This window comes from Microbacterium sp. CCNWLW41 (assembly GCF_037083505.1).
The window spans coordinates 716,881-741,977 of sequence record NZ_JBAOJP010000001.1; the positions used below are offsets into that span (position 1 = coordinate 716,881).

25 protein-coding genes and 1 tRNA gene are annotated in these 25,097 nt (G+C 72.6%); 6 read left to right on the plus strand and 20 right to left on the minus strand.

From position 1 onward, the window contains the following. The first annotated feature begins 30 nt into the window (after window positions 1–30). The 3 genes from V6R91_RS03145 (at window position 31) to V6R91_RS03155 (ending at window position 3,198) form a co-directional block, all read left to right on the plus strand. Entirely contained in the window at window positions 31–687 is a 657-nt protein-coding gene (locus V6R91_RS03145; RefSeq protein ID WP_336394128.1) for a bifunctional 4-hydroxy-2-oxoglutarate aldolase/2-dehydro-3-deoxy-phosphogluconate aldolase, read from the plus strand. Further along, a complete protein-coding gene (locus tag V6R91_RS03150) occupies window positions 684–2,462 on the plus strand; it encodes a glycoside hydrolase family 35 protein (RefSeq protein ID WP_336394129.1) in 1,779 nt (592 codons plus the stop codon). Before V6R91_RS03145 ends, V6R91_RS03150 begins: the two co-directional genes overlap by 4 nt. A gap of 94 nt (window positions 2,463–2,556) precedes the next feature. Next, window positions 2,557–3,198, plus strand: coding sequence for a DUF6226 family protein (locus tag V6R91_RS03155; RefSeq protein ID WP_336394130.1), 642 nt, complete (start codon window positions 2,557–2,559; stop codon window positions 3,196–3,198). A gap of 22 nt (window positions 3,199–3,220) precedes the next feature. Here V6R91_RS03155 and V6R91_RS03160 read toward each other — a convergent pair whose 3' ends face one another. From V6R91_RS03160 to V6R91_RS03175, 4 genes are all read right to left on the minus strand, one after another. Beyond that, entirely contained in the window at window positions 3,221–3,889 is a 669-nt protein-coding gene (locus V6R91_RS03160; RefSeq protein ID WP_336394131.1) for a hypothetical protein, read from the minus strand. A 21-nt stretch (window positions 3,890–3,910) separates the two neighbouring features. Beyond that, a complete protein-coding gene (locus V6R91_RS03165; RefSeq protein ID WP_336394132.1) occupies window positions 3,911–4,336 on the minus strand; it encodes a pyridoxamine 5'-phosphate oxidase family protein in 426 nt (141 codons plus the stop codon). A 174-nt stretch (window positions 4,337–4,510) separates the two neighbouring features. Next, window positions 4,511–6,022 (minus strand): HNH endonuclease signature motif containing protein, encoded by a 1,512-nt coding sequence (locus tag V6R91_RS03170; RefSeq protein ID WP_336394133.1) that lies wholly within the window; start codon window positions 6,020–6,022, stop codon window positions 4,511–4,513. A 276-nt stretch (window positions 6,023–6,298) separates the two neighbouring features. Beyond that, window positions 6,299–6,372 (minus strand) — tRNA-Gly (locus V6R91_RS03175). A gap of 56 nt (window positions 6,373–6,428) precedes the next feature. Between V6R91_RS03175 and dcd the strand changes: the two genes are divergently transcribed. After that, window positions 6,429–7,034: a dCTP deaminase gene (gene dcd / locus V6R91_RS03180; protein ID WP_336394134.1), complete on the plus strand. Its 606-nt coding sequence runs from the start codon at window positions 6,429–6,431 to the stop codon at window positions 7,032–7,034. Window positions 7,035–7,038: 4 nt separating this feature from the next. On the opposite strand, the gene V6R91_RS03185 is transcribed toward dcd, so the two are convergent. Both V6R91_RS03185 and V6R91_RS03190 read right to left on the minus strand, forming a co-directional pair. Further along, a complete protein-coding gene (locus V6R91_RS03185) occupies window positions 7,039–7,995 on the minus strand; it encodes a hypothetical protein (RefSeq protein WP_336394135.1) in 957 nt (318 codons plus the stop codon). Between the two features lie 184 nt (window positions 7,996–8,179). Beyond that, window positions 8,180–9,103, minus strand: coding sequence for a hypothetical protein (locus V6R91_RS03190; protein ID WP_336394136.1), 924 nt, complete (start codon window positions 9,101–9,103; stop codon window positions 8,180–8,182). Window positions 9,104–9,404: 301 nt separating this feature from the next. Here V6R91_RS03190 and V6R91_RS03195 point away from each other — a divergent pair, with 301 nt between their 5' ends. After that, complete coding sequence (locus tag V6R91_RS03195) at window positions 9,405–10,058, plus strand: PadR family transcriptional regulator (RefSeq protein WP_336394137.1); 654 nt, start codon at window positions 9,405–9,407, stop codon at window positions 10,056–10,058. A gap of 10 nt (window positions 10,059–10,068) precedes the next feature. Here the strand turns inward: V6R91_RS03195 and V6R91_RS03200 are convergent, their stop codons facing one another. The 14 genes from V6R91_RS03200 to V6R91_RS03265 all read right to left on the minus strand — a co-directional run bounded on the left by V6R91_RS03200 (window position 10,069) and on the right by V6R91_RS03265 (window position 24,244). Continuing rightward, window positions 10,069–10,734, minus strand: a complete 666-nt coding sequence (locus V6R91_RS03200; RefSeq protein WP_336394138.1) for a hypothetical protein — start codon at window positions 10,732–10,734, stop codon at window positions 10,069–10,071. 129 nt (window positions 10,735–10,863) lie between these two features. Beyond that, a complete protein-coding gene (locus V6R91_RS03205) occupies window positions 10,864–11,835 on the minus strand; it encodes an NAD(P)/FAD-dependent oxidoreductase (protein ID WP_336394139.1) in 972 nt (323 codons plus the stop codon). Next, a complete protein-coding gene (gene fdxA / locus V6R91_RS03210; protein ID WP_336394140.1) occupies window positions 11,828–12,157 on the minus strand; it encodes a ferredoxin in 330 nt (109 codons plus the stop codon). The genes V6R91_RS03205 and fdxA overlap by 8 nt, the downstream gene beginning before the upstream one ends. Next, window positions 12,154–13,548, minus strand: a complete 1,395-nt coding sequence (locus tag V6R91_RS03215) for an FAD-dependent oxidoreductase (RefSeq protein WP_336394141.1) — start codon at window positions 13,546–13,548, stop codon at window positions 12,154–12,156. The genes fdxA and V6R91_RS03215 overlap by 4 nt, the downstream gene beginning before the upstream one ends. After that, a complete protein-coding gene (gene cobA, locus V6R91_RS03220) occupies window positions 13,545–14,570 on the minus strand; it encodes a uroporphyrinogen-III C-methyltransferase (protein WP_336394142.1) in 1,026 nt (341 codons plus the stop codon). Before cobA ends, V6R91_RS03215 begins: the two co-directional genes overlap by 4 nt. Further along, on the minus strand, window positions 14,567–15,487 hold the full coding sequence (locus V6R91_RS03225; protein ID WP_336394143.1) for an ABC transporter permease: 921 nt from the start codon (window positions 15,485–15,487) through the stop codon (window positions 14,567–14,569). The genes cobA and V6R91_RS03225 overlap by 4 nt, the downstream gene beginning before the upstream one ends. Continuing rightward, window positions 15,477–16,367 carry an ABC transporter ATP-binding protein gene (locus V6R91_RS03230; RefSeq protein WP_336394144.1) on the minus strand — a complete coding sequence of 297 codons (891 nt, stop codon included), beginning with the start codon at window positions 16,365–16,367 and terminating at the stop codon, window positions 15,477–15,479. Before V6R91_RS03230 ends, V6R91_RS03225 begins: the two co-directional genes overlap by 11 nt. Window position 16,368: 1 nt before the next feature. Beyond that, window positions 16,369–17,415 carry an ABC transporter substrate-binding protein gene (locus V6R91_RS03235; protein ID WP_336394145.1) on the minus strand — a complete coding sequence of 349 codons (1,047 nt, stop codon included), beginning with the start codon at window positions 17,413–17,415 and terminating at the stop codon, window positions 16,369–16,371. 91 nt (window positions 17,416–17,506) lie between these two features. Next, window positions 17,507–18,847 carry a sulfate adenylyltransferase subunit 1 gene (locus V6R91_RS03240; protein ID WP_336394146.1) on the minus strand — a complete coding sequence of 447 codons (1,341 nt, stop codon included), beginning with the start codon at window positions 18,845–18,847 and terminating at the stop codon, window positions 17,507–17,509. Then, entirely contained in the window at window positions 18,847–19,797 is a 951-nt protein-coding gene (cysD, locus tag V6R91_RS03245) for a sulfate adenylyltransferase subunit CysD (protein WP_336394147.1), read from the minus strand. Before cysD ends, V6R91_RS03240 begins: the two co-directional genes overlap by 1 nt. Next, the gene (locus tag V6R91_RS03250; RefSeq protein ID WP_336394148.1) at window positions 19,794–20,537 is read right to left on the minus strand and encodes a phosphoadenylyl-sulfate reductase; all 744 of its coding nucleotides are present in this window, start codon (window positions 20,535–20,537) and stop codon (window positions 19,794–19,796) included. Before V6R91_RS03250 ends, cysD begins: the two co-directional genes overlap by 4 nt. Then, entirely contained in the window at window positions 20,534–22,261 is a 1,728-nt protein-coding gene (locus V6R91_RS03255; RefSeq protein WP_442928090.1) for a nitrite/sulfite reductase, read from the minus strand. The genes V6R91_RS03250 and V6R91_RS03255 overlap by 4 nt, the downstream gene beginning before the upstream one ends. Before the next feature lie 153 nt (window positions 22,262–22,414). Then, a complete protein-coding gene (locus V6R91_RS03260; protein ID WP_442928091.1) occupies window positions 22,415–23,155 on the minus strand; it encodes a sirohydrochlorin chelatase in 741 nt (246 codons plus the stop codon). A 216-nt stretch (window positions 23,156–23,371) separates the two neighbouring features. Continuing rightward, window positions 23,372–24,244: a MarR family winged helix-turn-helix transcriptional regulator gene (locus V6R91_RS03265; RefSeq protein WP_336394150.1), complete on the minus strand. Its 873-nt coding sequence runs from the start codon at window positions 24,242–24,244 to the stop codon at window positions 23,372–23,374. 113 nt (window positions 24,245–24,357) lie between these two features. On the opposite strand from V6R91_RS03265, the gene V6R91_RS03270 reads away from it, so the two are divergent. Continuing rightward, entirely contained in the window at window positions 24,358–24,996 is a 639-nt protein-coding gene (locus V6R91_RS03270) for a MarR family winged helix-turn-helix transcriptional regulator (protein WP_336394151.1), read from the plus strand. Window positions 24,997–25,097 lie beyond the last annotated feature (101 nt).

The window sequence follows — 25,097 nt, forward strand, 5'->3', positions numbered from 1 at the left end:
GACCGAACGCGACGAACGAAGGACTTCCGAATGACCACCTCATCGACGAGCAGCACGGATGCCGCGGCCCAGGGCGCCTGGTTCGAGACGGCGTTCGCCGGGGCGCCGCTCATGGCGATCCTGCGGGGCATGGGCGTCGAGCGCTCCGTCCGCCTGTCCGAGACCGCGTGGGATCTCGGCATCGACTCCGTAGAGGTGCCGCTGCAGACCGACGAGGACGAGCGCGCCCTGCGGGAGGTCGTCCGCATCGGCGCGACCCGCGGCAAGAGCGTCGGCGCCGGCACGATCATCACTCCCGAGCAGGTGGCGCTGGCCGCCGACGCCGGTGCGTCCTATCTCGTGTCGCCCGGGCTCGACCCGGTCGTGGTGCGGGCGGCGCAGGATGCCGGCATCCCGATCCTCCCCGGCGTCGCGACGCCCAGCGAGGTGCAGCTGGCCGTGTCGCTCGGGCTCACCTGGCTCAAGGCGTTCCCGGCGACCTGGCTCGGCAGCGACTGGTTCGCGCACATCCGCGGGCCGTTCCCGCAGGTGCGCTTCGTCGCCACCGGCGGCCTGAACGCGTCCAACGTCGACGAGTTCCTCGACGCGGGCGTGCGCGTTGCGGCGGTCGGCTCGGCGCTCGAGGACGCTTCGCAGCTCGAGCGCCTCGCCGAGGTGCTCAGCGCACGCAGCGGTTCCGCCCGGTGACCGGCGCGACGGTCCGATCGTTCGCGATCGGCGACTCCGACTTCCTGCTCGACGGCGAGCCGTTCCGCGTGCTCTCCGGGGCGCTGCACTACTTCCGCGTCCACCCCGGCCAGTGGGCCGACCGCATCCGCAAGGCGCGCCTGATGGGCCTCAACACCATCGAGACGTACGTCGCGTGGAACGCCCACGAACCTCGCCGCGGCGAGTGGGATGCGACGGGCTGGAACGACCTCGGGGCGTTCCTCGATCTCGTCGCCGCCGAGGGGATGCACGCGATCGTGCGGCCCGGCCCGTACATATGCGCCGAATGGCATAACGGGGGCCTGCCGACGTGGCTGACGGGGATGCCGGGCATCGGGCTGCGCCGCTCCGAGCCGGCGTACCTCGCCGAGGTGTCGGCGTACCTCGAGCGTGTGTACGACATCGTCGGGCCCCGGCAGATCGATCGCGGGGGACCGGTGATCCTCGTCCAGATCGAGAACGAGTACGGCGCGTACGGTGACGACACGGCGTACCTCGAGCACCTGGTGCGCGTGACGAAGGATGCCGGCATCACCGTGCCGCTGACCACGATCGACCAGCCGACCGACCAGATGCTGCGCGACGGGAGCGTCGCGGGCGTTCACCTCACCGGCTCCTTCGGCTCGCGGGCGACCGAGCGCCTCGAGACGCTCCGACGTCATCAGCCGACGGGTCCGCTGATGTGCGCGGAGTTCTGGGACGGCTGGTTCGACTGGTGGGGGGCGTACCACCACACCACGTCGGCGGACGAGTCCGCGGCCGAGCTCGAGGCGCTCCTCGCGTCCGGCGCATCCGTCAACTTCTACATGTTCCACGGCGGAACGAACTTCGGGCTGACCAACGGAGCGAATCACAAGGGGCGCTTCCTCCCCATCGTGACGTCGTACGACTACGACGCGCCGCTGGACGAGCGCGGCGACCCGACGGAGAAGTACTTCGCCTTCCGCGAGGTGATCGCGCGCTACGCACCGGTGCCCGACGAGGTGCCGCCGGCGAGCGGCCCCGCGCCGGAGCTGACGGTCGCGCTCGACATCGTCGAGTTCGGCGCTGCGGCCGGGACTGCGGCGGATGTTGCGGCGGGGACTGCGGCGGGTGACCCGCCGACGTTCGAGGAGCTCGGGCACCTCGGGGCCCTGGTGGTATATGAGGCTGCTCTGCCGGGAGGCCGGGGCGGCGTGCTGCGGGTCGGCGAGGTCCGCGACCACGCATGGGTGTCGGTCGACGGCGTATCCGTCGGCACGCTCTCGCGCACCCGCCACGAGGATGCCCTCGTCGTGCCGGCAGGCCGGCACGTGCGGGTGCTGGTCGAGGAGCAGGGGCGCGTGAACTACGGGCCGCACCTCGGCGAGGCGAAGGGGCTCATCGGGCCCGTCACCCTCGACGGTGCGGCCGTCTCGGGGTGGTCGTCGACGGCGATCGCCCTCGAGGACGCCGCGCGTCGCGTCGCGGACGCGCCGATGGCGGACGCGGTTCGGCCGGCCGGTGTGGCGCCGTTCGGCATGCGGGGGACCTTCTCGCTCGACGAGCCTGCCGATCTGTTCCTCGACACCGCCGGCTGGGGCAAGGGCTTCGCGCTGGTCAACGGGTTCCTGCTCGGCAGGTACTGGTCGAGCGGTCCGCAGCGGACGCTCTTCGTGCCGGCGGCGGCGCTCGTCGCGGGGGAGAACACCATCGTGGTGATCGAGCTCGACCGCGTCGCCGACCCGATCGCCCGATTCGTGGCGGAGCCGGATCTCGGCCAGCGCGACGAGTAGCCCGCGACGCGACGAGCAGCCCGCGGCGCGTCGCATGTCCGTGGGGCGAGAGGCCGGCCGACCTGCGACGAGCCGCCCGCGGTACGGTGTCGGGATGCCGGACTACGTACGTCCTTCGCCCGCGCCGCGCGAGTTCGTGGACGCGGACGGCGTCGCGGTCCGCTACGGCGAGCGGTGGGGCGGGGACTCGCCGCCGGGCGATTCGTACTCGGTGACGAGCAACCTGGAGCGGTTCGCGCCGCTGCACGAGGTCGCGGACGCGCTGATCGACTGGCTCGCCACGTCGTACGACGTCACGGTCGAGGACTCCCTCGGCGTCGCCGCGGACCTGCTCCGGCCGCCGCCGCAGCCGCTACGCGCAGTGCGGGTCCGGCCCGCAGATGAGGCGGCGTCGCCGCTGACCTTCGTGTTCACCTCTTTCCCCGGCATCCATCTGCATCTCGGGCTGCTGCACGATGCGGTCTTCCCGTCGTGCGGCTGCGACGCCTGCGATGAGACGTGGGAGCGCTGCGCCGACGAGCTGGAGGAGACCGTGGTCAGTGTGGTGAGCGGCGGGCTGTCCGAGAGCATCAGTGGGCGGGGCCGGCTCCCTGTGACGTTCCGCCTCGAGTCCGCAGGGGGCCGGCGCGGCGGATCGAGCCGCCGCCAGGACTACCCGCGCGACCGCTGGCGGTCAGCGAGGCGTGCTCTGAAGGCAGGTCGTGTCTGGGCACCCTGGCCGGTCCGCGAGCGGTGATCGCCCGGTCGGGTGATGGTGTTCAGAGGTCGGAGTAGTCGTTCGCCGGTGTGCGCAACTCGGTGACGGCGTCCCCGTCGAGCGTCATGCCGACGAAGTTCCACCCGGTCTCGCCGGGACGGGTGAGGGATTGCGTTCCTTCGGCTTCCTGCTCGTCGATGCCCAGGTGGTCCGCGATGCCGTCCCCGTCCTCATCCCAGTCGTCCCACCCGCCGGCGGCGAGCACGTCGTCGCGAGCGCTGCCCACTGCGATGCCGTCGGCGGTCCGCGCAGGCGTATCTCCGACCGACGCGGAGAGCACGGTGACGCTCGTCGGTCCGCCGCCCTCGAGGACCGACACCCACACGTCGTCCCAGCGGTAGACGGTGCCCATCACCTCGCCGTTGCCCCATGGGTCCTCGAAGTCCTCGCCGCTGCGCGGCTCGCCGGTGAGCTCCTCGACGAGGGCGAGCAGCGGTTCTGCGTCGTCGTAGAGGGGGAACATCTCCGAACTCGCGCCGTCGACGAGGTCGATGCTCTCGACGCCGAGGACCAGCGCGCGGGCTTCGGTCGCCGTCGGGGTCGGCGTCGGGGTCTGCGATGTGTCGGTCGCCGGTGTGGTGGCGGCGGCCTCGGGGGTGGAGCCGGAGGAGGTGCAGCCGGTGAGCAGGAGTGCGGAGGCGATGAGGAGCGGGGCGAGGCGTGGCAGCACGACGATGAATCTAGCGGAGGATCACCAGCGCGCTTCCGACACACGCGCGGGGGTGACCGAGGCGTCGTAGACGCGCACCCACGAGGGGCGGATGGCGACCACCGCGAAGTCCGGATCGAGAGCGTGTGATCCGGGGAACTGCGCGGCGTACGCGGCGCCGTAGCGCTCGCGATGCGCGCCGTGCGCGATGGCGGCGAAGCCCTCGATCTGCACCGAGAGCTCGTCGACCGTGCCGACGACCACGGCGATCCGGTGGTCGTGGCGGAGGTTCTCGGCCTTTCGTGACGCGGCGTGCGTGTCGAACACGAGCGTTCCGTCGTCGAGTGTCGCCAGTCCGACCAGCGCCGCTTCGGGCGCGCCCGAAGGAGAGACGGTCGCCACGACGCCCTGGCCTCGAGCGCGCACGAAGGCCGTGAATGCCGACACGTCCCCGGGATCGAAGCTCACCCGCTCACAGTACGACAGCCGTGCGGGGATTCTGCAGAGGCCCCGGAACGACGGATGCCGCGACCCGCCGGCCAGCCCACCCACCGGCCGCCCACCTACAGGCCCCACCTACCGGCCCCGCGGCAGGCCGCAGCCTCACGCGGCCGGCTGCGACGCGTCGCCCGAGCGCAGGGGTCAGGCGATCGCGAAGCGGCGGGGCGACTTCGATGTGAGCCCGACGCGCTCGCCGAGCTCTCCGGTCAGGGGGTCGGGCGGTGGATGCAGCCAGTAGGTGTCGGCGCCCGTGGCGGCGTCGCGCTCTCGCGAGATGCGCCATCGCTGATTGTGCAGTCGCAGGTGGCAGTTGCGGCACAGGGCGACGCCGTCGTCGACGTCGGTGCGGCCGTGATCCTCCCACCAGTGATCGATGTGATGGTATTCGCACTGCGAGACCGGGGCGCTGCACGATGGCCACACACAGCCGCCGTCGCGAGCGGCGATGGCGATGCGCTGCCTTCGGGTGAACAGTCGCAGTTCGCGACCGACGTCGAGCGGACGCCCGTCCGAGCCCCACATCACGGCGACGGCTCCGGCGTCGCACAGCCGCGCCTCGATCACTCCGCCGGGGACCGCGTGTCCACCGTCTTCGAGATGGCCGACTCCGGCGACCTGCATCTCCGCCCGGCCCGAGGCCGCCGCGATGGCGGCCGCCTCGACGACGATGTGCACGCCGGGCTGACGGTCGCCGAAAGCCTGCTCCGGGTCCGCGTGCGCACCGGTGCGCAGCACCGCCATGATCGTGTCGTACTGCAGCTGCTCGTTGGTGCGGTCGTCCGACTCGGCCGCGCGTGCCTTGTCGACCGCGTCAGACCCCACGAACCGGGGGCCCCGACGCGGGCGCAGCGCGGCCTGCAGGAGCGCGTCGACCCACGCGCCGGCGTCGTCGTCGAACAGGATGTGCGCGTGCCGCTGCCCGCTCTCGTCGATCCACCGGCGGAACGAGCGGGCCGCGAAGCGCTCCTCGAATCGCAGGGTGACGCCTACCGGGTCGAGCCGGTCACGGGCGATGCGCGCCTGCTGCCGCAGCTCCTCCACAGGGAACGCCGAGACCTCCTCGAGCAGCAGCCGAACCGCACGGGTCCAGGCCTGCGGGAGGAAGTCGGGTGCGAGGTCGGGGTAGCGATCGACCGGCGGCTCGCCGAGACCCGTCCGGATGGCGTGGAACTGCGCCTGCGAGATGCCACCACCGGAGAGCGCATCGCACAGGAGTTCATGCCACTCCGGCACGTCCGCCCGGGTCGCGCCGTGCGCCGCCTCTTCCGTGCCGCACACGGGAGTCCCCGACCCCGCCGCGCCGGAGGGCTCCGCGCCGGAGAGCTCCGTGCCGGCTTCGACCGCCCGCGCGACGTCGGACCGTCCCAACCCGGTGATCTGCTGCACGAGCGCGGTCCCGGTGCGGGCTCCCTTCCGCTGCGCGAGCCCTTCGTAGCCGAGATCCCGTGCCGACCGGCGCGACACCTCGGCCGAGGCGCGCGCGACGATCAGCTCGAGAGCCTTGCGGGCATCGGTGGCGTCCGCCAGCACGGCGAGAAGGTCCTCGTCACCGAGCGCCGCGAGCTCGAGGGGAGCCGCCGGGAGCCGCTCTGCGAGCCGGGTCGCGGCATCCGTCAACCGCATCGCGGGGGAGGCGGGCGCCGTGGAGTTCATAGAACAAATGTACGACGGACCTCCGACATCGGCGCGTGCCCGCACCTCAGCGGGATCGTGCGCGAGCGGAAGCGTCTCGTACGCCCTCGGCGCGCGCGAGCTCCTCGTCGACGAAGCGCTGCAGCAGTGCGGGCGCCTGGCCGGCGCCGAGCTCGCGGGTCGTCGACTTGACGGCGATCAGCTCGGTCGCGGCATCACGTCGCGCTCCGGCCGGAGCGTGAGGTAGCGGTCGCGAGGGCGGACGAACAGGAAGCGGCAGTCGTCGTCGGACTGACATGGAGGGGCTGACGGGAATCGAACCCGCGCTGTCTGCTTGGGAAGCAGAAGTTCTGCCATTGAACTACAGCCCCGAGCGCCTGTTACGGCGCCCGGCCAGCATAACAGGACCGCCCGCTAGGCTGACTCCGTGCTGCTCAGTGACCGCGACATCCGGCTCGAGATCGACGCGGGGCGCATCGCGCTCGACCCGTGGGAGCCCGCGATGGTGCAGCCCTCGAGCGTCGATGTGCGTCTCGATCGGTACTTCCGGCTGTTCGACAACCACAAGTACCCGTTCATCGATCCGGCCGAGGACCAGCCCGACCTCACGCGCCTCATCGAGGTGGAGCCCGACGAGCCGTTCATCCTGCACCCGGGGGAGTTCGCGCTGGGGTCGACCTTCGAGCAGATCTCCCTCCCCGACGACATCGCCGCCCGCCTCGAGGGCAAGTCCTCGCTCGGACGGCTGGGCCTGCTGACCCACTCCACCGCCGGCTTCATCGACCCGGGCTTCACCGGGCACGTCACGCTGGAGCTCTCCAATGTCGCGACGCTCCCGATCAAGCTCTGGCCCGGCATGAAGATCGGCCAGGTCTGCTACTTCCGCCTCACCTCTCCGGCCGAGAACCCGTACGGCTCGGGCGCGTACGGCAACAGGTATCAGGGCCAGCGCGGGCCGACGGCATCCCGATCGTTCCAGAACTTCCACCGCACCGATGTCGGGGCGACGGATGCCGGGAGCCGCGGCGCCTGAGCCCTCACGGGGTGGGATCGACCACCGGCTCCTTCGCGTAGACGTGCACCTCGGAGCCCTCGACGACGAACTGCAGCGCGGTGCCGTCCGGGAACCGCTCGCGCAGCTCCCGCGGGAACGACGGCGTGACCACCATGGCCGCCGTCGGAGGGAAGCCGCCGCCGGCGCAGCCGCCGGTGGCCATCTGCGCGTCGCCGGCCGCTGAGCGGACGAAGACGCAGTCGAGCACCTCGCCGCGCGTCCACACCTGCTGCGCGAGCACGGCGGTCAGGCCGAAGAACTCCTCGAACACCACGCCCTCACCCGCCTGATCGAAGAATCCGTCGGGCGGCTCGGCGTCGGGATCGATCGGGAGCACGGCGACCCGGCCGGTGCTCAGCGTCGAAGCCGCCAGCGTCACCGCCGAGGCGACGACGGCCGCGAGCACGACGGAGGCGATCCACAGCGTCCGCGTCCGCCGCCACCACGGTCCGCCCGCCGGAACGGGGGTCGGCGCCGGCCCCTGCGCGGCGTCCGCGGGCGGAACCTCGTCTTGGGTGCGGCTTGCTTCGGTGTCAGCGTCATCGGACCGAGTGCCCCGCGCCTCGGCGACACCGCTGTGCACCGCGTCCTCGGGTCCGCGCCGGGCGTTCGCGGCCAGGTCGGCCGCCGCTCCGGCGGACGTCGCCGCAGCGATCGCCCTGGGGTCTTCAGCGCCGGGGTCGGCCGCCGCCGAACCGGACGCCGCCGAACCGGACGCCGCCGAACCGGCCGCCTCCGAACCGGCCGCCGCGGAACCGGATGCCACAGCGCCGGACGCCGCGGGATCGGATGCCTCCCCGGCAAGCCGCGCCTGCTCCTCGAGCTCGCGCAGTCGGCGCATCGCCTCCGGGTCGTCCAGGATGTCCGCGTCCGGCCCGTAGGCGCGGGCGCGGAGCAGGCGCAGCTCGTCGCCCGTCACCGGCTGCTCGGATGTCGACATGAGCGCGCCCTCCCCACACCGGACCGGCGGCCATGGGCGATCCAGCTTGCGCCGCCCGCCCTCCGCCGCGATCGGTCACGGCGACCCCCGAGCCGAGGCGCTGCCGCCACCGTACTCCCCGTGCCGGGTCGGCGGCCAGCGGCGTCTCGATGAACGGATGCCGCGGCCCGCGGCATCCGTCATCTCACGGCGTCGGCTCGACCAGGCTGGGGGCCTTCGCGTAGACGTTCACCGTGGAGCCCTCGTGCACGAACTGCAGGGCGGTGCCGTCGGGGAAGGCGTCGCGCAGCTCGTCGGGGGAGAGGCGGCCGACCTCCATCGACGCGATCGCCGGGTAGGAGCCGGCTCCGCAGCTGCCCGCGCCGAAACCGCCGCCCTGGTCGGTGACGACGTACAGGCAGGTCTGCGTGCCGTCGGGGCCGAAGGACTGCGGGAACACCAGCACGGTGAGCCCGTGGAACTCGTCGAACACCCGCCCGCCTTGCTGGGACCCGAACCACTCCTCCGGCCACTCGGCGGCGGTATCCTCCTGCAGCACGGCGATCCGGCCGGCCTCGATCGCCTGCGTCCCGAGCGTGAGGCCGACGCCGACCAGCACTCCCGCGACCACGGACGCCGCCCACAGCACGGGGATGCGTCGTCGCCACCACGGTCGCGGAGGCGCCTGACCGCTCTCGTCGGGATCGAGGGCGTCCTCGCCGTCCGACGGTGCGGCAGGATCCGAAGCCCCGGACCGTGTGCCCGCCGGCCCGTCCTCCGGGTCGGATGTCGTGAGCGGGTCTGCGTCCGTTCCGGGCGTACGCAGCGCGCCAGGAGCGACCAGCGTGCTCGTCGACGTCGCGGCGCCGAAGCCTCGATCGAGGGACTCCCCGCGCGACGCGGCATCCGTCGCTCTCGCGTCGGAGGCGTCATCGGCCGGTCCGGCTCCTGCCGCGCGAGACGACGGCACAGCGGCTCGGGCGGCCGCGCGGGCGGCCTGGTCCTGGATCTGCAGCTCCTGCAGTCGCGCGAGGGCGACGGGATCGTCGTGGATGTCGGCATCCGGACCGTAGGCGCGCTCACGCAGTGCGCGGAGCTCGTCCTGCGAAGAGTCGGTCGGCGTTGACATCGATGCCATCCTGCCCCACCCGGGGCGGACCCGGCGCTGATCCCGGTGATCCTGGCGCTCCCGCCGCGCGCACACGGGCAGATGGCGGCGGGCGATCCCCACGATCGCCCGCCGCTGCGGCGGTCCTCGTCCCCACGTCGGCCCGCCGAATGCGCAGATGCGCTCCCACAGCGTCCATCCGCGCTTACTGCACTCTGCAGTATAGGGTCGATCTGTCGCGAGCGGGATACCCTTTTACGTCCCGAGCCGAGCCGATCCGATCCTGTGCCGGATCCGCAGCGACGCAGGGGAGAAGGAGAGGATGCCGGTGCCCGAGCGCGAGCTCTCGACGACGGCGTACCTGACCCTCGGTCTCCTCGCCGCGCGCGACTGGTCGGCGTACCAGCTGGCCGAGCAGCTCGGCCGCGGCGTCGCCGAGCTGTGGCCGTCGGCCGATCGCGGCCGGTACGCGGTGCTCAATCGCCTCCGTGATGCCGGCTTCGTCGACACCCGCCAGGAACACACCGGCAAGCGCGCGCGCACGATCTACTCGATCACCCCCGAGGGGCGCGAGGCCCTCGCCCGGTGGCTGACGACGCCGGTGCGTCCGCCGTCGTTCGAGTTCGAGGGCATGGTGCGCGTGCTGCTCTCGGATCAGGGATCGCTCGACGACCTCCGCTCGACCCTCGCGCAGACGCGAGAGCGGGCCCTCGCCCAACGCGACCTGTTCGCCCGCTACGCGGCGTTCATCAGCGCGACCGGCGGCACGTTCCCCGAGCGCAAGCACCTGTTCGCACTGGCCAACACGTTCATGATCGGCCATTACGACCACATCCTCGCGTGGGCCGACTGGGCCGAGCAGCAGATCGCGGACTGGCCCGACACGGTGACGCCGGCGACGCACGGCGATCAGGTGAGCGACATGCTCGCCCCGGGCCGCGCGGCCTGGGAGTCCGGTCACGCAGACGGCGTGTGACCGGCCGGGGCTACGGGCGCTGCGCAGAGACGAGCACCCGGTCGCGATCGAGGACGAACTCCAGCGCCGTGCCCTCGCCGAACTCGTCGAGCAGCGGCCGCGGCGCCTGCGCGGTGACGAGGATCGTCGCCGAGGCGGGGACCGAGCCCGCGGTGCACGAGCCGGCCGAGAGGCCGAAGTTCACCGAGGTCGAGTCGTACACCCACAGGCAGGTGCTGCTGGTCCTGTTGCCGAAGTCGCGCGCGGACGCGATCGCGGTGAGACCGCGGTACTCCTCGAACGTCACGCCGTCCGGCGGGCGCGGCCCCCACATCTGCTCCGGCCACTGCCCGTCGGCGTCCACGCCGAGCACGGCGACACGCTCCCGACCCGGCGACTGCTGCGCCGAGACCAGTGCCGCGCCGAGGAGCATGGCGAGCAGCAGCGACGCGCCCCAGAGGAGGGCCCGGTGCCGCTCCCACCACGGGCGCCGGATGCGGGATGCCGCGACAGCCGGCTCTCCGGCGGGAGCCGCCCGGTCGTCGCGGGCCTGCGCGCCCGTCGCCGCCGCGTCGAGGGCGTGGCCTTCGAGCTCGCGCAGCCGCTGGAGGGCGTCCGGGTCGTCGCGGATGTCGGCGTCGGGTCCGTAGGCTCGCGCGCGCAGCCTTCTGAGCTCCTCGGCCACGTCGTCGGACATCTGCGACAGCATGTCCGACCGAGTCGTTGCGTTCGAGAACGCGCACGTGGCCGGACCGTGAACATCCCGTGACGCGCCGCCGCGAGGCGGGAATCCCGCGAGCGGTGACGCCGCGCGGGTGCCCGTGGGTCAGTGGGCGGTGCGCACCCCGACGAGGTCGTGGACGAGCACGGCCGCCGCGCGCGCGCCCTGCCCCGCGGCGACGATGAGCTGCTGCGGACCGGGGGACGCGGCATCCCCCGCCGCATACAGACCCGCGACGGACGTGCGCCCGGAGCGGTCGGTGACCAGGTTGCCGAACCCGTCGCGCTCGAGGTCGATGCCGGCGACGAAGTCCAGCGCGGGGTGCCACTGCGGGCGCACGAACCCGCCGTCGATCTCGACGCGGTCGCCGCCCTGCAGGCGCACCGCCGACACGGCGCCCTTGTCGCCCTCGAGGTCGTCGATGACGCGACGCTCGACGATGATCCCGGATGCCGCGAGCTCGGCCTCCTCGACCGTATCGACGGCATCCGACCCGTTGGTGAAGACGGTGAGCCGGTCGGTCCAGCGGGCGATCAGCCGCGCCCGGGCGGCCAGATCGGGCGTCTCGCCGATGAGCGCGAGCGGGCGGTCCTGCAGCTCCCACGCGTCGCACGCGGCGCAGCTGAACACGGTCATCCCGTAGAACGCGCGGAGGCTCGGGATGTCGGGCAGTGTCTCGCGGAGGCCGGTGGCCACGAGCACCGAGCGGGCCGAGACGGCGGGAGGGATGCCCGAGCCGCGCCCGTTCAGCGCGGCGATGAAGCGGCGCCCGTCGCCGCAGTCCTTCTCCAGCAGCGCCGTCACGACCGTGCGGTCGTACACCCGCACGTCGGGGTAGGCGGCGAGCTCCGCCCGCGCGAGCTTGCGCAGCTCGAGCGGGGGGATGCCGTCGCGCGTGAGGAAGCCGTGCGAGCGCAGCGTCGCCGCGTTGCGTGGCCTGCCGGCGTCGATGACCGCCACCGAGGCGCGGGCACGACCGAGGTTGAGCGCGGCGGAGAGCCCGGCCGGGCCCCCGCCGACGATGACCACGTCGACCTCGGCCGGCGGGGCGTCGGTTGCGGGTGCGGGGTCAGTCATGACCGTCTCCTTGGGGAGGGAGGGCGGCGATGATCGGGTGGTCCTTCGCGATCACGCCGGTCTTCGCGGCGCCGCCCGGCGAGCCGATGTCGTCGAAGAACTCCACGTTCGCGGTGTAGTAGTCCTGCCACTGGTCGGGCAGGTCGTCCTCGTAGTAGATGGCCTCGACCGGGCAGACCGGCTCGCAGGCCCCGCAGTCGACGCACTCGTCGGGGTGGATGTACAGCGACCGCTCGCCCTCGTAGATGCAGTCGACCGGGCACTCGTCGATGCAGGCGCGGTCCTTCACATCGACGCACGGCAGTGCGATCACGTACGTCACCGGACGAGCGCTCCCCGCGAGATGCCGACCTGCTCGTCGCGCGGAACGACCTTCACGCGCTCCCGCGTGTGGAGGTGGTTCGCTCCGAGCTCCCGCTCGTGCGCGTCCAGAGCCAGCCAGCCCTCCCACGTCGTGTACGCGACCTCGCGCTCGTCGAGCAGGTTCAGCACGTCGCCGGCCACCGCGGGGGCCGAGAGCCGCCCCGCCTCGATGTCGGCGACGAGGTGCGCGATGGTCTCCATGGCGTCGGACTTGGTGTGGCCGATGAGCCCGACCGGTCCGCGCTTGATCCAGCCGGTCGCGTAGAGGCCCGGGACCACCGGAGCGTCGGCGTCGCCGGTGGTCGCGGCATCCGTCACCCGTCCCTCGACATTCGAGACGACGCCGGCCTTCTCGTCGAACGGCGCGTCGATCACCGGGGTGCCGTAGTAGCCGACGGCGCGGTACACCTGCTGAACCGGGTACTCGCGGAACTCGCCCGTGCCGCGCACGCGCCCGTCCCCCGTCGGCTCGGTGCGCTCGAAGCGCAGCCCCTCGACCTTGCCGTCGCCGAGCACCTCGACGGGCGAGTGGTAGAAGTGCAGGTGCAGGCGGCGGCTGGCCCCCGTGGACTCGCGCGTGCGCCAGCTCTCGAGGATGCGGAGCATGACCTTCAGCTGGTTGTTGGCCGGCGTGAGGCCTTCGAGGTAGGCGAAGTCCTCGTCGTGCACGACGATGTCGACGTCCGGCACCTCGCCGAGCTCGCGCAGCTCGATCGGCGTGAACTTGATGTCGGCGGGACCGCGGCGGCCGAACACGTGCACGTCGGTGACGGCGGATGCCTCCAGGCCCGCGAGTACGTTGTCGGCGATCTCGGTCGAGCGGAGGTCCACGGCGTGCTTGGCGAGGATGCGGGCGACGTCGAGCGCGACGTTGCCGTTGCCGATGACGGCGACCTCGCGCTGGTCGAGCGTCCACTCGGTGGGCACGTCGGGGTGGCCGTCGAACCAGGCGACGAAGTCCGCGGCGCCGAACGATCCGGGCAGGTCGATGCCGGGGATGTCGAGGGCCGCGTCGCGGATCGCGCCGGTGGCGAGGATCACGGCGTCGTACCGCTCGTGCAGCTCCTCCAGCGCGATGTCGCGGCCCACCTCGACGTTGCCGATGAACCGGGTGGTTCCGGCGTCGAGCATCTCGTGCAGCGAGTTGACGATGCCCTTGATGCGCGGGTGGTCGGGCGCGACGCCGTAGCGGATGAGGCCGTAAGGCGCGGGAAGCGACTCGAACAGATCGATCGCGACCGAGCCGCCGGCGTCGTTCACGGCGTTGGTGAGGATGTTGCCCGCGTAGATGCCGGCGGGACCGGCGCCGACGATCGCGACGCGGAGGTTCTGGAGGCTCGAAGAGGTCACTGCGTGGGGGCCTTTCGGGAGGTGCCGGGGACGGCGAGGGGGTCGAAGTGGGTGAGTTCGAGGGTGGCGAGTTCCGCGGGGGCGTACGGGCTGAGCCGCACGACGTCGCCCACGACCACGACGGCGGGGGAGCGGATGCCTCGCTCCGCGGCCTGGTGGGCGATCGTGGCGAGGGTGCCGACGGTGACGCGCTGGCGTGCTCCGTAGCCGTCCTCGACGACCGCCACCGGGCAGTCCGCGCCGCGCTCGCCGCGGGCGAGGATGATCGCGGAGTTCGCCAGGGTGCCGATCCCCATGAGCAGCACGACGGTGTGGTCGCGGCCGCCGCCGAGGGACTCGATCTGGTCGTGCGCGGTGGCGACCGTGAACGCGGTGGCCACGCCGCGGTGGGTGAGCGGGATGCCGGCGATCGCGGGCACCGAGATCGCGCTGGTGATCCCCGGCACGACCTGGACGGGGACGCCCGCCTCCTGGCAGGCGACGAGCTCCTCGCCGCCGCGCCCGAAGACGTACGGGTCTCCGCCCTTGAGGCGGACGACCGTCTTGCCGTCGAGGGCGAGCTGCACCAGGAGGGCGTTGATGGCGTCCTGCGGCACGGCGTGGTGGCCCGGCGTCTTGCCGACGTCGACGACCTCCGCCCGCAGCTCGACGCCGTCGGTGGCGAGCCCCTCGAGCACGGCGCGCGCGCCGAGCCGGTCCGCGACGATCACGTCCGCCGCTTCCAGGGCGCGCAGGCCCTTGACGGTGAGCAGCCCGGCGTCGCCCGGCCCGGCCCCGACCAGCCAGACCGTGCCGGTCGTGGTGGCGTCGGCCGTGGCATCCGTGGCATCCGTGGCATCCGTCGCATCCGCGGCATCTGTCGCATCCGTCGCTCCGGAATTCGGAGATTCGGCGTGTTTCCGGACCTCCCCGGCCGGATGCTCCGGAAAACGTGCGGATGTCCGATTTCCGGATCCGGGGAAGGAGGGGCCGCGGGGGTCGAGCGGGGCGAGGGGGTCGAAGGATTCGGGGCGGCCGGTCATCGGGTACCTCCCGTGATGAGCAGGCCTCGGCGCTTCAGCATGCGGCGCTCCAGCGGCCCGAAGAAGACGAGCTCGATGAGGATGCCGATGGCCAGGATGAGGATGATGGTGGCGAGGACCCCGGCCATGTCGGCGAGCTCCCGCGACTGGTCGAGCATCGAGCCCAGGCCGAAGCCGATGGAGCCGCCCGTCGCGATGATCTCGGCCGCCATCAGCGAGCGCCACGAGAACGCCCATCCCTGCTTGAGTCCGGCGAGGTAGCCGGGCAGCGCGGCGGGCAGGATGACGGCGGTGGCCAGCTGCCAGCGCGAGGCGCCGAGCACCGTGCCGACGCGCCGCAGCTGCGGGGGCACCTGGTCGATGCCGGCGATGAGGCCGTTCACGATCGACGGGATGGCGCCCATGAGGATGACGAAGTAGACGGTTGCGTCGGACAGGCCGAACCAGATGATCGCAGCGGGCACCCAGGCCACCGACGGCAGCACCTGCAGGCCCGAGATGATCGGTCCGACCGCGCGGCGGATCGGGCGCACCTCGGCGAGAAGCAGTCCGATGGGTGTGCCGACGACGATCGCGATGAGGAAGCCGGCGACCCCGCGCTCGAGGCTGGTCGCGACGGCCTCCTGCAGGCGACCGGTCTCCCACGCCAGGCCCAGCGCGTTCCACACGTCCACGGGACTCGGAACCTTGTCGGGCCGCGGGTCGGCGATGACGACGTACAGCTGCCAGGCGACGATCAGCAGCACGAGGAAGACGATCGGCGGCACGACGCTCTGGGCGACGCGGCGCCAGCGCCCGGTGCCCGAGGCCGCGTCGGTCTGCAGCCGGTCCAGGCCCGCCTCGAGCGAGCGCAGATCGTCGGAGGTGACGGATGCCGCGGCATCCGTCTTCGGAACGGTCAGGCTGTCATGCGGCATTGCGGCGGATCTCCTTCCGCAGCTGGTCGGTGATCTCCACCGAGAGGGCGGCGACCTCGGGCGACTCGATGCGGCGCCCGGTGGTCTTCGCGATCTGCCACTGCTGCACGATTCGGCCGGGACGGCTGCCCATCAGCACGACGCGCTGGCCGAGGCGGGCAGCCTCCCGCACGTTGTGCGTGACGAACACGATGGTGCGACCGGTGGCGCGCCACACGCGCTCGAGCTCCTCGTGGAGGAGGTCGCGGGTGATGGCGTCGAGTGCCGCGAACGGCTCGTCCATCAGCAGCACGGGCCGGTCCTGCGCGAGGGCGCGTGCGAGCGCGACGCGCTGGCGCATGCCGCCGGAGAGCTCGTGCGGGCGCTTGTCGGCGGCATCCGCGAGGTTCACGGTGTCCAGGAGCGCGAGCGCCTTCTCGCGACGCTCGCCGCGCGGCACGCCTCGCAGGCGGAGCGCCAGTTCGACGTTCTTGCGGGCGGTCAGCCACGGCATGAGCGCCGACTCCTGGAACATGACGGCCGAGCCCTCGTCGGGGGTCTCGATGCGGCCGGCGCTCGGGCGATCGAGCCCGGCGATGAGGTTCAGGAGCGTGGACTTGCCGCACCCGGACGCCCCCAGCAGGCACACGAACTCCCCGGGGGCGATGTCGAGCGACACGTCGTCGAGCACGACCGGGCCGGAGCCGAACCGCTTGGACACCGCGTCGATCCGCACGGCGGGCGGGACGGCCGGAGCGGGCACGGGGACCGGCGCGACGCTGTCGAAGCTCGGCGTGAAAGGCGTGCCCGCGGAGGCGGGCAGGCCCGTCTCCGGAGCGGCCGGCACGCGGGCCTTCGAGCCCTGCGCGGCGCCGGAGGCGGAAGCGGGTGCGGTGCTCATGTCAGTCCTCGCCGAGTCCTGCGGCCGAGACGGGCTCGCCGCCGGCCGCCGTCAGCTGGTCGTTGAGCAGGGTCAGGTCGAACAGGCCCTCGATCGAACCCGCCTTCTGCGTGCCTGCCTGGATGCCGTTCTCGACGAGCGTCTCGAAGGCGTCGGCGTGCGGGTCGACCGAGAACGTCACGTGCTCGAGAGCGCGTTCGATCACCGCGTCCGCCAGCGGCTTGCCGGTCTCGTCCTCGATGGCGCCGTTGATGACCGCCGGCGCGTCGCCGGGGTTGTCGGCGATCCACTGCACGGCGGCCGCGTGGCCGGTCAGGAGGTCTGCCACCACGTCGGGATGCTGATCGAGGAAGTCCTTGCGCACCAGCAGCACGGTGGTCGGGAACTCGCCGTCCTGCCACAGGTCGGCCTCGTCCTGCAGCACGTGCGCGCCGGCGTCGATCACCAGGCGCGACACCCAGGGCTCCGGCACCCAGGCGCCGTCGACCTGACCGTCCTGGAACAGCGTCAGTGTCTGGGCGTTGTCGGTCGGCGTGATCTGCACGTCGCCGCCGCCGGAGGTGTCGGTCTCGAACCCCTCGTCGGCCAGCCAGACCCGCGCCGAGACGTCCTGCGTGTTGCCGAGCTGCGGCGTCGCGATCGTCGTGCCGTCGAGGTCGGCCGGCTCGTCGATGCCGTCGCGGACCACGAGGGCTGCGCCACCGGTCGCCGCGCCGGCGACGATGCGGGCGGACTCGCCGCCGGACTGGATGAACGTGTTGATCGACGGGTTGGGGCCGATGTAGGTGGCGTCGATGGCGCCTGCCGACAGCGCCTCGATGGCGGCAGGCCCCGCGTTGAAGACCTGCGTGGTCACCTCGACGTCGCCGAGCGCGTCGGCGAACAGCCCCTCCTCGAGCCCGACGAGCGCGGGGGCATGCGTGACGTTCGCGAAGTACCCGAGGCGCAGCTCCGTCACCGGGGCGCCGCCGTCGCCGGCCTCTGCCGCGGCGGAGGCGCAGCCCGACATCATCGCCGCCACGAGTCCCAGGGTTGTGATCGTCGTCATGGTGCGGATTGTGTTCACGGTGTCGCCTCCTTCGGTTCGGTGGTTCGGGTCAGGGGTGGGTGGTGCGGGTGCGCGCGGATGCCGGACTCGGTCAGTCGCGCACGATGCCGGCGGCGAGGGTCGCGCCGTCGGACGGATGGATGACGAGGAACGAGCCCCCGTGGCGGCTGTCGCGGTACGGCTCGAGCGGCAGGTCGGCCGCCAGCCGCAGCCGCACGCGGCCGATGTCGTTGGTCTCGAGCGTCTGCGCCGGCTCGTGCACCAGCGCGTCGAGGTCGTAGCGGGACTCGATCTGCGCGACGATCGCCTGCACGGTCGCGGTGCCGTGCTTGATGAGCACGCGGATGCCGGGGACCAGCGCCCGCGCGTCGAGCTGGAAGAGCTCCGCGTCGAACTCGCGACGAGCCTGGGGCAGTGAGCCGGCGGCGACGACGAGGGCGCCGCGCGCGGTGTCGATGTCGTCCTCGAACTCGAGCGAGACGGACTGCGGGGCCGTCGCCTCGTCGACCTCGACGCCGGCCGAGCGGATGCCGGTGACGGTGGTGGCGCTGCCCGCCGGGAAGACCTCCACGCGATCGCCGACGCGCACGACGCCGCTCGAGATCCGACCCGCGACGGCACGGTAGTCGCGCAGGCGCTCCGCCTCGTCGGGAGCGATGCCGGGGGCGAGCCCGCCCTGCGGGCGCAGCACGAGCTGGACGGGCAGCCGCAGCGGCTCGAGGTCGCGCTCGACGTCGGCGGTCGGAAGCGTCTCGAGCAGCCCGAGGAGAGCCGGCCCCTCGTACCAGGGCGTGCGCTCGGACCGCTCGACGATGTTGTCGCCTTCGAGCGCCGACACCGGGATGACGTGCAGATCCTCGATGCCGAGCTCGGTCGCCACCGCCTCGGCCTGAGCGGACACGTCGGCGAAGATCTCCGGCGAGAAGGCCACGAGGTCGATCTTGTTGACCGCGACGATCACGTGCGGCACGCGCAGGAGGGCGACGACGGCGAGGTGGCGCTTGGTCTGCTCGACGACGCCCTTGCGTGCATCGACGAGCACCACGACCGCGTCGGCGGTCGTCGCGCCGGTCACCATGTTGCGCGTGTACTGCACGTGGCCCGGGCAGTCGGCGAGGATGAACGACCGCGCGCCGGTCGAGAAGTAGCGGTAGGCGACGTCGATCGTGATGCCCTGCTCGCGCTCGGCGCGCAGGCCGTCGGTGAGGAGCGCGAAGTCGAAGTCGCCGTGCGCGAAGCCGCGGTCCGCCGACGTGCGGGCGACCTGCTCGAGCTGATCGGCGAGGATCGCCTTCGAGTCGTGCAGCAGCCGGCCGACGAGCGTCGACTTGCCGTCATCGACCGAGCCGGCCGTCGCGAACCGGAACAGCGTGGGCGTGCCGGTCCCCGGGGCGTCGAGAGCCGGGGAGTGAGGCGTGTCGAGATCCAGCATCAGAAGTACCCGTCCTTCTTGCGGTCCTCCATGGCCGCCTCGCTGAGGCGGTCGTCGGCGCGCGTGGCGCCGCGTTCGGTGAGGGTGGAGACGGCGACCTCGGCGACGATGGCGGCGAGGTCCACGGCATCCGATTCCACCGCTCCGGTGCAGCTCATGTCGCCGACCGTGCGGTAGCGCACCGTGCGGCGCTCGACGGTCTCGTCCTCGCGGGGCGGCGAGAACGGGCCGACGGGCCGCCACATGCCGTCGCGGGCGTACACGTCGCGCTCGTGCGCGAAGTACAGCGGCGGCAGCGCGATCCCCTCGCGCTCGATGTAGCGCCAGACGTCGAGCTCGGTCCAGTTCGAGATCGGGAAGGCGCGCACATGCTGACCGGGCGTGTGCCGGCCGTTGTACAGGCTCCACAGCTCCGGGCGCTGGTTGCGCGGATCCCACTGGCCGAACTCGTCGCGCAGCGAGATGATGCGCTCCTTGGCGCGGGCCTTGTCCTCGTCGCGGCGCGCCCCGCCGAAGACGGCGTCGTGGCGCCCGGCGGCGATCGCGTCGAGCAGCGGCAGCGTCTGCAGGGGGTTGCGGGTGCCGTCGGCGCGCTCCTGGAGGCGTCCGTCGTCGATGTAGTCCTGCACGCTCGCGACCTCGAGACGAATGCCGAGACGCTCGACGGTCTCGTCGCGGAAGGCGATGACCTCGGGGAAGTTGTGGCCGGTGTCGACGTGCAGCACCGGGAACGGCACGCGGCCGGGCGCGAACGCCTTGGTCGCCAGGTGCAGCACGACGACGGAGTCCTTGCCGCCGGAGAACAGCAGCACCGGGCGCTCGAACTCGGCGACGACCTCGCGGATGACGTGGATGGCCTCCGCCTCGAGCAGGTCGAGCGTGGACAGGGCGGCGGACGCTTCCGCCGCCGATCGAGCGGGCGAGGTGGGAGCCGTATCGAGATCAGTCATTCGTGGAGCCCGCATTCGGTCTTGGCGGAGCCGGCCCAGCGGCCGGACCGGGGGTCTTCGCCGGGGGCGACCGGCTTCGTGCACGGCTCGCAGCCGATCGAGGGGTAGCCGAACCCGACGAGCAGGTTCACCGGCGCCTTGTGCGCCGCGGCGTACGAGAGCACGTCGTCGAAGCTCCAGGCCGCGACCGGGTTCACCTTCACGAGCCCGTTCCGCTCGTCCCACGTCACGAGGGGGGTGTTGGTGCGGGTGGGGGCCTCGTCGCGACGGACGCCCGTGAACCACACCTCGTACCCGCCGAGCGCCTGCTGGAGGGGTGCGACCTTGCGGCGGGCGCAGCACAGGCCTGGGTCCCGCTCGAAGAGCTTCGCGCCGAACTCGGCGTCCTGCTCGGCGACGGTCTGGTCGGGCGTGATGTCCACGATCCGCACGTCGAGCGCGCGCTGCACCTCGTCGCGCGTCGCGTAGGTCTCGGTGAAGTGATATCCGGTGTCGAGGAACAGCACGTCCACCCCCGGGAGATGCTCCGCCACGAGGTGCGGCAGGGCGGCGTCGGCCATCGAGCAGGCGACGGCGGCGGCATCCGTCCCGAAATTCCGCGCGACCCACGCGACGACCTCCGCGGCGGATGCCTCGTGGTCGGTCAGGCTGCCGAGTTCGAGGTTGCCCTGCTCGGCGAGGGCCTCGAGCTCTTCGCGCGTGCGCTTGACGGCGATGCGGGGTGCGAGGGAGACGGTCACTGCAGGGCCTCCTCCTCGGCGCGGTGCGCCCACTGGGCGAACGTCTCGCCGGCCTCGCGGTCGGCGAGGAAGCGGGTCACGACGCGCTCGACGTAGTCGGCGATGCCGTCGGCGGCCACCTTCAGGCCGCGGACGGTGCGGCCGAGGCCGGGCTCGTCGCGGTCCTGCGAGGCCAGGCCGCCGCCGAGGTGCACCTGGTACCCGGGAACCTGCTCGCCGTCGATCGTGACGAGCTGGCCCTTCAGGCCGATGTCGGCGGTCTGGATGCGCGCGCAGGAGTTGGGGCAGCCGTTGACGTGGAGCGAGATCGGATGCGGCAGCTCGAACCGGTCGAGACGCTTCTCGAGGTCGAGCACGGCGGCGGTCGCGTTGACCTTCGTCTCGACGATCGCGAGCTTGCAGAACTCGATGCCGGTGCACGCGATCGTGCCGCGGCGGATGAGGCTGGGACGCGCCTGCAGCCCGAGGGCGTCGAGCTCGCCGACGAGCGGCTCGACGTTCTCGGCGGGCACGTCGAGGATCACGAGCTTCTGGTGCGGCGTGGTGCGCAGGCGCGTCGAGCCGTGCGCCTCGATGACGTCGGCGAGCTTCGCGAGGGCCGGACCCGAGACCCGCCCGACGATCGGGGTGACGCCGATGTAGAAGCGGCCGTCCTTCTGCTCGTGCACGCCGACGTGGTCGCCGATCGTCTGCGGCCGCGCAGGGGCGGGGCCGTCGGGAAGCTCGTAGCCGAGGTACTCGTCCTGCAGCACCTGGCGGAACTTCTCGGTTCCCCACTCGGCGAGCAGGAACTTCAGACGCGCCTTGTTGCGCAGGCGCCGGTAGCCGTAGTCGCGGAAGATCTGGGTGACGCCGTGCCAGGCATCCGCCACCTGGTCCGGCCGCACGAACGTGCCGAGGCGCTCGCCCAGGCGCGGGGTCGTCGAGAGCGCGCCGCCGACCCACAGGTCGTAGCCGATGCCCAGCTCGGGGTGCTCGACCGCGACGAAAGCCACGTCGTTGATCTCATGCACGACGTCCTGGCTCGGGTGGCCGGTGATGGCCGACTTGAACTTGCGCGGCAGGTTGGCCAGCGTCTGGTCGCCGAGGAAGCGCGCGGTGATCTCGTGGATCTGCGGCGTCGGGTCGATGAGCTCGTCGGCGGCGATGCCGGCCACGGGCGAGCCGAGGATCACGCGGGGGACGTCGCCGCACGCCTCCGTGGTCGACAGGCCCACGGCCTCCAGACGGCGCCAGATCTCGGGGATGTCCTCGACGCGGATCCAGTGCAGCTGGATGTTCTGACGGTCGGTGATGTCGGCGGTGTCGCGCGCGAACTCGGTGGAGATGCCGGCGATGACGCGCAGCTGCTCGGTGGTGAGCTGGCCGCCGTCGATGCGGACGCGGAGCATGAAGTGCTCGTCTTCGAGCTCCTCGGGCGTGAGGGTCGCGGTGCGGCCGCCGTCGATGCCGGGCTTGCGTTGCGTGTAGAGGCCCCACACGCGGAACCGGCCGTGCAGATCGGTCGGGTCGATCGAGGCGAAGCCGCCCTTCGAGTAGACGTTCTCGATGCGCTCGCGCACGCTCAGTCCGTTGTCGACCTGCTTCCACTCCTCGTTGCCGTTGAGGGGGGTCGTGCCGTCGATCTTCCACTGACCGTTGGGCTTCGACGACGCGCGCGGGGGGCGCACGGCTGCGCGCGGGCGCTCCGCCTCTGCACGCGCTTCGGTGTCGCTGATGGTCACGGTGGCCTCCGGGGTCGATCCCGGGTCGTGCCCGGGCAGGACTCTATCGAGCCCATTCCGTGAGGCTAGAAGCGAGCGGCCCGCGGGCCTACCCGAGTGTCAAGGGGCGTTAACCGGCGTAACGGGGCGTCACACAGTTGCGGGTGCCGTGATTCAGTGCGGCAGTCCGGCGGCGTCGGTGTAGCGGTCGATCACCAGGTCGACGAGCGCCGACGGCGGCTCGTCGTCGCCGAGCAGCGGAGGCGCCACCCGGGCGGAGCCCGCCAGCCGGACCGCGAGATCGTGGAAGTATCCGGGCGCGATGAGGTAGTCGGCGACGACGACCGCGCCCGGCCCGTCGCCCGCGGCGCGCGCGGCCACCGCGGTCTGCGCGGCCGCGACGGCGGCGTCGAGCCGGGGGTCGGCGGCGGCGAGGAAGCCGGTGGTCACCTCGCGTCCGAGCCGCTCGCCGAGCATGCGGGCGGTGACGCGGCAGTCCTCGTTCGCGCGGTCGTCGCTGGAGCCGGCGACGGCGAGCACCAGCTGGTCGGCCGGGCCGGGAGCCAGCGGCTCGAGACGCGCGAGGAGTGCGTCGACCAGTCGCGCGTCGGGCCCGAGCGCCGGGGCGATCACGACGCCTTCCCGCCCGGCGGTCTGCTGCTTCAGGTCGACGCGCACGTGGTACCCCGCCGACAGCAGCAGCGGCACGATCACGACGGGGGTGCCCGCGGGGATCCCGTCGAGGGATGCCGCGACATCCGGCTGCTGCACGTCCACATGGCCGAGCCGCACCGTGACGTCCGGAAGTCGCCGGGCGACCGCCGCCACGAGCGACTCGACAGCCGCCTGCCCGGCGGGCGACGACGTTCCGTGCGAGATGGCGAGCAGTGCGGGCGTGGGTGTCACGCGCCCCATTGTGCCCTCCCCGCGTGACGCGCGTGTGACGGGCGTGGGCGGTGCCCGGCGCTCGGCGTCGCGTGCCCGGCGTACGGCTGCGGTGTCTGGGGTCACCGGGCGGTGGAACTTGAGGTGAAACACCACGAACGCGTCGAGACACCACGCGCTGGCATGGTGTCTCGACGCGATTGCGGTGTTTCGAGGGTCAGTGGGCGGTGGAGCGGATGCCGCGCCTCACGCGGCGCCGGCCTCCCGGCCGCGCGCGAACCCGGCATCGAAGCCGCGCTCGTACGCGCGCTGCGCGCGACCGCCGCTGTTGCGATGACCGCCGTGACCGCCGTGTCCGTGACCGCCGTGGCCGCCGTGTCCCGCGTGACCCTGACGGGCGTGCGGGTGGTGGCCGTGGCATCCGTCGTCGAACGTGGCGTGGGGCTCGCCGCGCATCGGCTCGTCGAAGCGCTCGGCGGGGTGGCCGGGATGCCCGGGCGCGAACCCGCGGTGGAGGTTGGGACCGTAGCCGTCGTGGATGCCGGGCTCGAAGGGGCGGGGACGCCCGCCGAAACCGGGGCCGAATCCGCCCCCGAAGCCAGGGCCGCCGAAACGCCCGAAGCCGGGCCGCTCGAACCCCGGGCGGCCGAAGCCGCGCTCGCGGTGCGCCGCGCCCTCGTCCCAGCCCAGCTCGCGGGCGATCGCCTCGAGCGAGGCCGTCATCGCCGCGTACGCGTCGTCGCCGACCGCGCCGGTGACGCGGGAGCGGATGCCGTCGACGATCGCGCCGACGCGCTCCCGCTCCGCCCGGCCGAGGTCGGTCAGGCTCCAGGTGCCGTCGCCGTGCTCCTGCACCCAGCCGCGCTCCTCGAGCCCGCGCAGGCGCTTGCCCCGGCGGATCAGGCGCTCACGCACCTCGGGAGCGTCGATGTCGCCCGACAGCACGTTGAGCGCCATCCAGTCGCGGCGCGAGATGCCCTCGGCATCGAGCGCCGAGGCGAACTCGCGGTCGAGCAGCCCATCGACCACCCGCAGCCAATAGCCGAGGGGGCGACGGTCCGTCGAACCGGGGGAGTCGCTGTGGTCTTCGGGGTCGTTCTGTTCATTCTGGTCGTTCATGAGAAGTCCTTTCGGGGCGGATCGCGGCCGCCGCACGTTACATGTCGAAACGCATGTACATGCAGTGTGACATGCATTTGGGATACATGTCAAGACGCATGTAAATTGAGGGCATGCCGTCCACCCCCGACGACCCGTCCGACGCGATCGCCGCCGCACTGGCGCGACTGCGCGGTCGACGGATGCCACGACCGCCGTGGGCGGAGGGAGCGCACGGCGGTCCGCACGCCTACGGGCACGACGCACCGCACGGCGCGCACGGGCACGACGCACCGCACGGCGCGCGCGGCCACAGGGAAGGCGCAGCTCCCGGCGACGGCCCGAACGGCTTCCCGGGTCGCGGCCCGTGGGGGCGCGGAGGGCCGGGCGGCCACGGCGCACCGCCCTGGCTCGGCCCCGGTCGCATCGGCGGACCGGCGCGCATGCGGATGCTGGAGGCGCTGGCCGCGGCATCCCACCCTCTCTCGGTCGGCGAGATCGGCGACGCCGTCGGCGTGGACCAGCCGCGGGCGTCGCGGCTGGTGCAGCAGGCCGTGCAACTGGATCTGGTGCGGCGCGAGGCCGACCCCGACGACGCACGCCGCACCCGGGTGGCGCTCACAGACGCCGGCGCCCGCTTGGTGCGCGGCTTCCGGGGCGAGCGCCGGGAGGCGATGGATGCCGCGCTGGCGGCCTTCACCGACGAGGAGCGCGCCGAGCTCGCGCGCCTGCTGACCAAGCTCGCCGACTCCTGGCCGCGTCCTCAGAGCTGACCGGCCGGGGGACGGCGCACCGTCGCCGCCCCTGCCGATCGCGCCCTCTCATCGCTACCGCGAAGAGGGTGACCGACGACGCCGGAGCATCCGCGGCTCCT

Excerpts from the sequence above, each read along its gene's own strand:
- V6R91_RS03145 (WP_336394128.1), top strand. The coding sequence starts at position 31 with ATGACCACCTCATCGACGAGCAGCACGGATGCCGCGGCCCAGGGCGCC.
- V6R91_RS03155 (WP_336394130.1), top strand. The coding sequence starts at position 2,557 with ATGCCGGACTACGTACGTCCTTCGCCCGCGCCGCGCGAGTTCGTGGAC.
- V6R91_RS03170 (WP_336394133.1), bottom strand. The coding sequence starts at position 6,022 with ATGAACTCCACGGCGCCCGCCTCCCCCGCGATGCGGTTGACGGATGCC.
- V6R91_RS03185 (WP_336394135.1), bottom strand. The coding sequence starts at position 7,995 with ATGTCGACATCCGAGCAGCCGGTGACGGGCGACGAGCTGCGCCTGCTC.
- V6R91_RS03190 (WP_336394136.1), bottom strand. The coding sequence starts at position 9,103 with ATGTCAACGCCGACCGACTCTTCGCAGGACGAGCTCCGCGCACTGCGT.
- V6R91_RS03195 (WP_336394137.1), top strand. The coding sequence starts at position 9,405 with ATGCCGGTGCCCGAGCGCGAGCTCTCGACGACGGCGTACCTGACCCTC.
- V6R91_RS03200 (WP_336394138.1), bottom strand. The coding sequence starts at position 10,734 with ATGTCCGACGACGTGGCCGAGGAGCTCAGAAGGCTGCGCGCGCGAGCC.
- V6R91_RS03205 (WP_336394139.1), bottom strand. The coding sequence starts at position 11,835 with ATGACTGACCCCGCACCCGCAACCGACGCCCCGCCGGCCGAGGTCGAC.
- cobA (WP_336394142.1), bottom strand. The coding sequence starts at position 14,570 with ATGACCGGCCGCCCCGAATCCTTCGACCCCCTCGCCCCGCTCGACCCC.
- V6R91_RS03225 (WP_336394143.1), bottom strand. The coding sequence starts at position 15,487 with ATGCCGCATGACAGCCTGACCGTTCCGAAGACGGATGCCGCGGCATCC.
- V6R91_RS03230 (WP_336394144.1), bottom strand. The coding sequence starts at position 16,367 with ATGAGCACCGCACCCGCTTCCGCCTCCGGCGCCGCGCAGGGCTCGAAG.
- V6R91_RS03235 (WP_336394145.1), bottom strand. The coding sequence starts at position 17,415 with ATGACGACGATCACAACCCTGGGACTCGTGGCGGCGATGATGTCGGGC.
- V6R91_RS03240 (WP_336394146.1), bottom strand. The coding sequence starts at position 18,847 with ATGCTGGATCTCGACACGCCTCACTCCCCGGCTCTCGACGCCCCGGGG.
- cysD (WP_336394147.1), bottom strand. The coding sequence starts at position 19,797 with ATGACTGATCTCGATACGGCTCCCACCTCGCCCGCTCGATCGGCGGCG.
- V6R91_RS03260 (WP_442928091.1), bottom strand. The coding sequence starts at position 23,155 with ATGGGGCGCGTGACACCCACGCCCGCACTGCTCGCCATCTCGCACGGA.
- V6R91_RS03265 (WP_336394150.1), bottom strand. The coding sequence starts at position 24,244 with ATGAACGACCAGAATGAACAGAACGACCCCGAAGACCACAGCGACTCC.
- V6R91_RS03270 (WP_336394151.1), top strand. The coding sequence starts at position 24,358 with ATGCCGTCCACCCCCGACGACCCGTCCGACGCGATCGCCGCCGCACTG.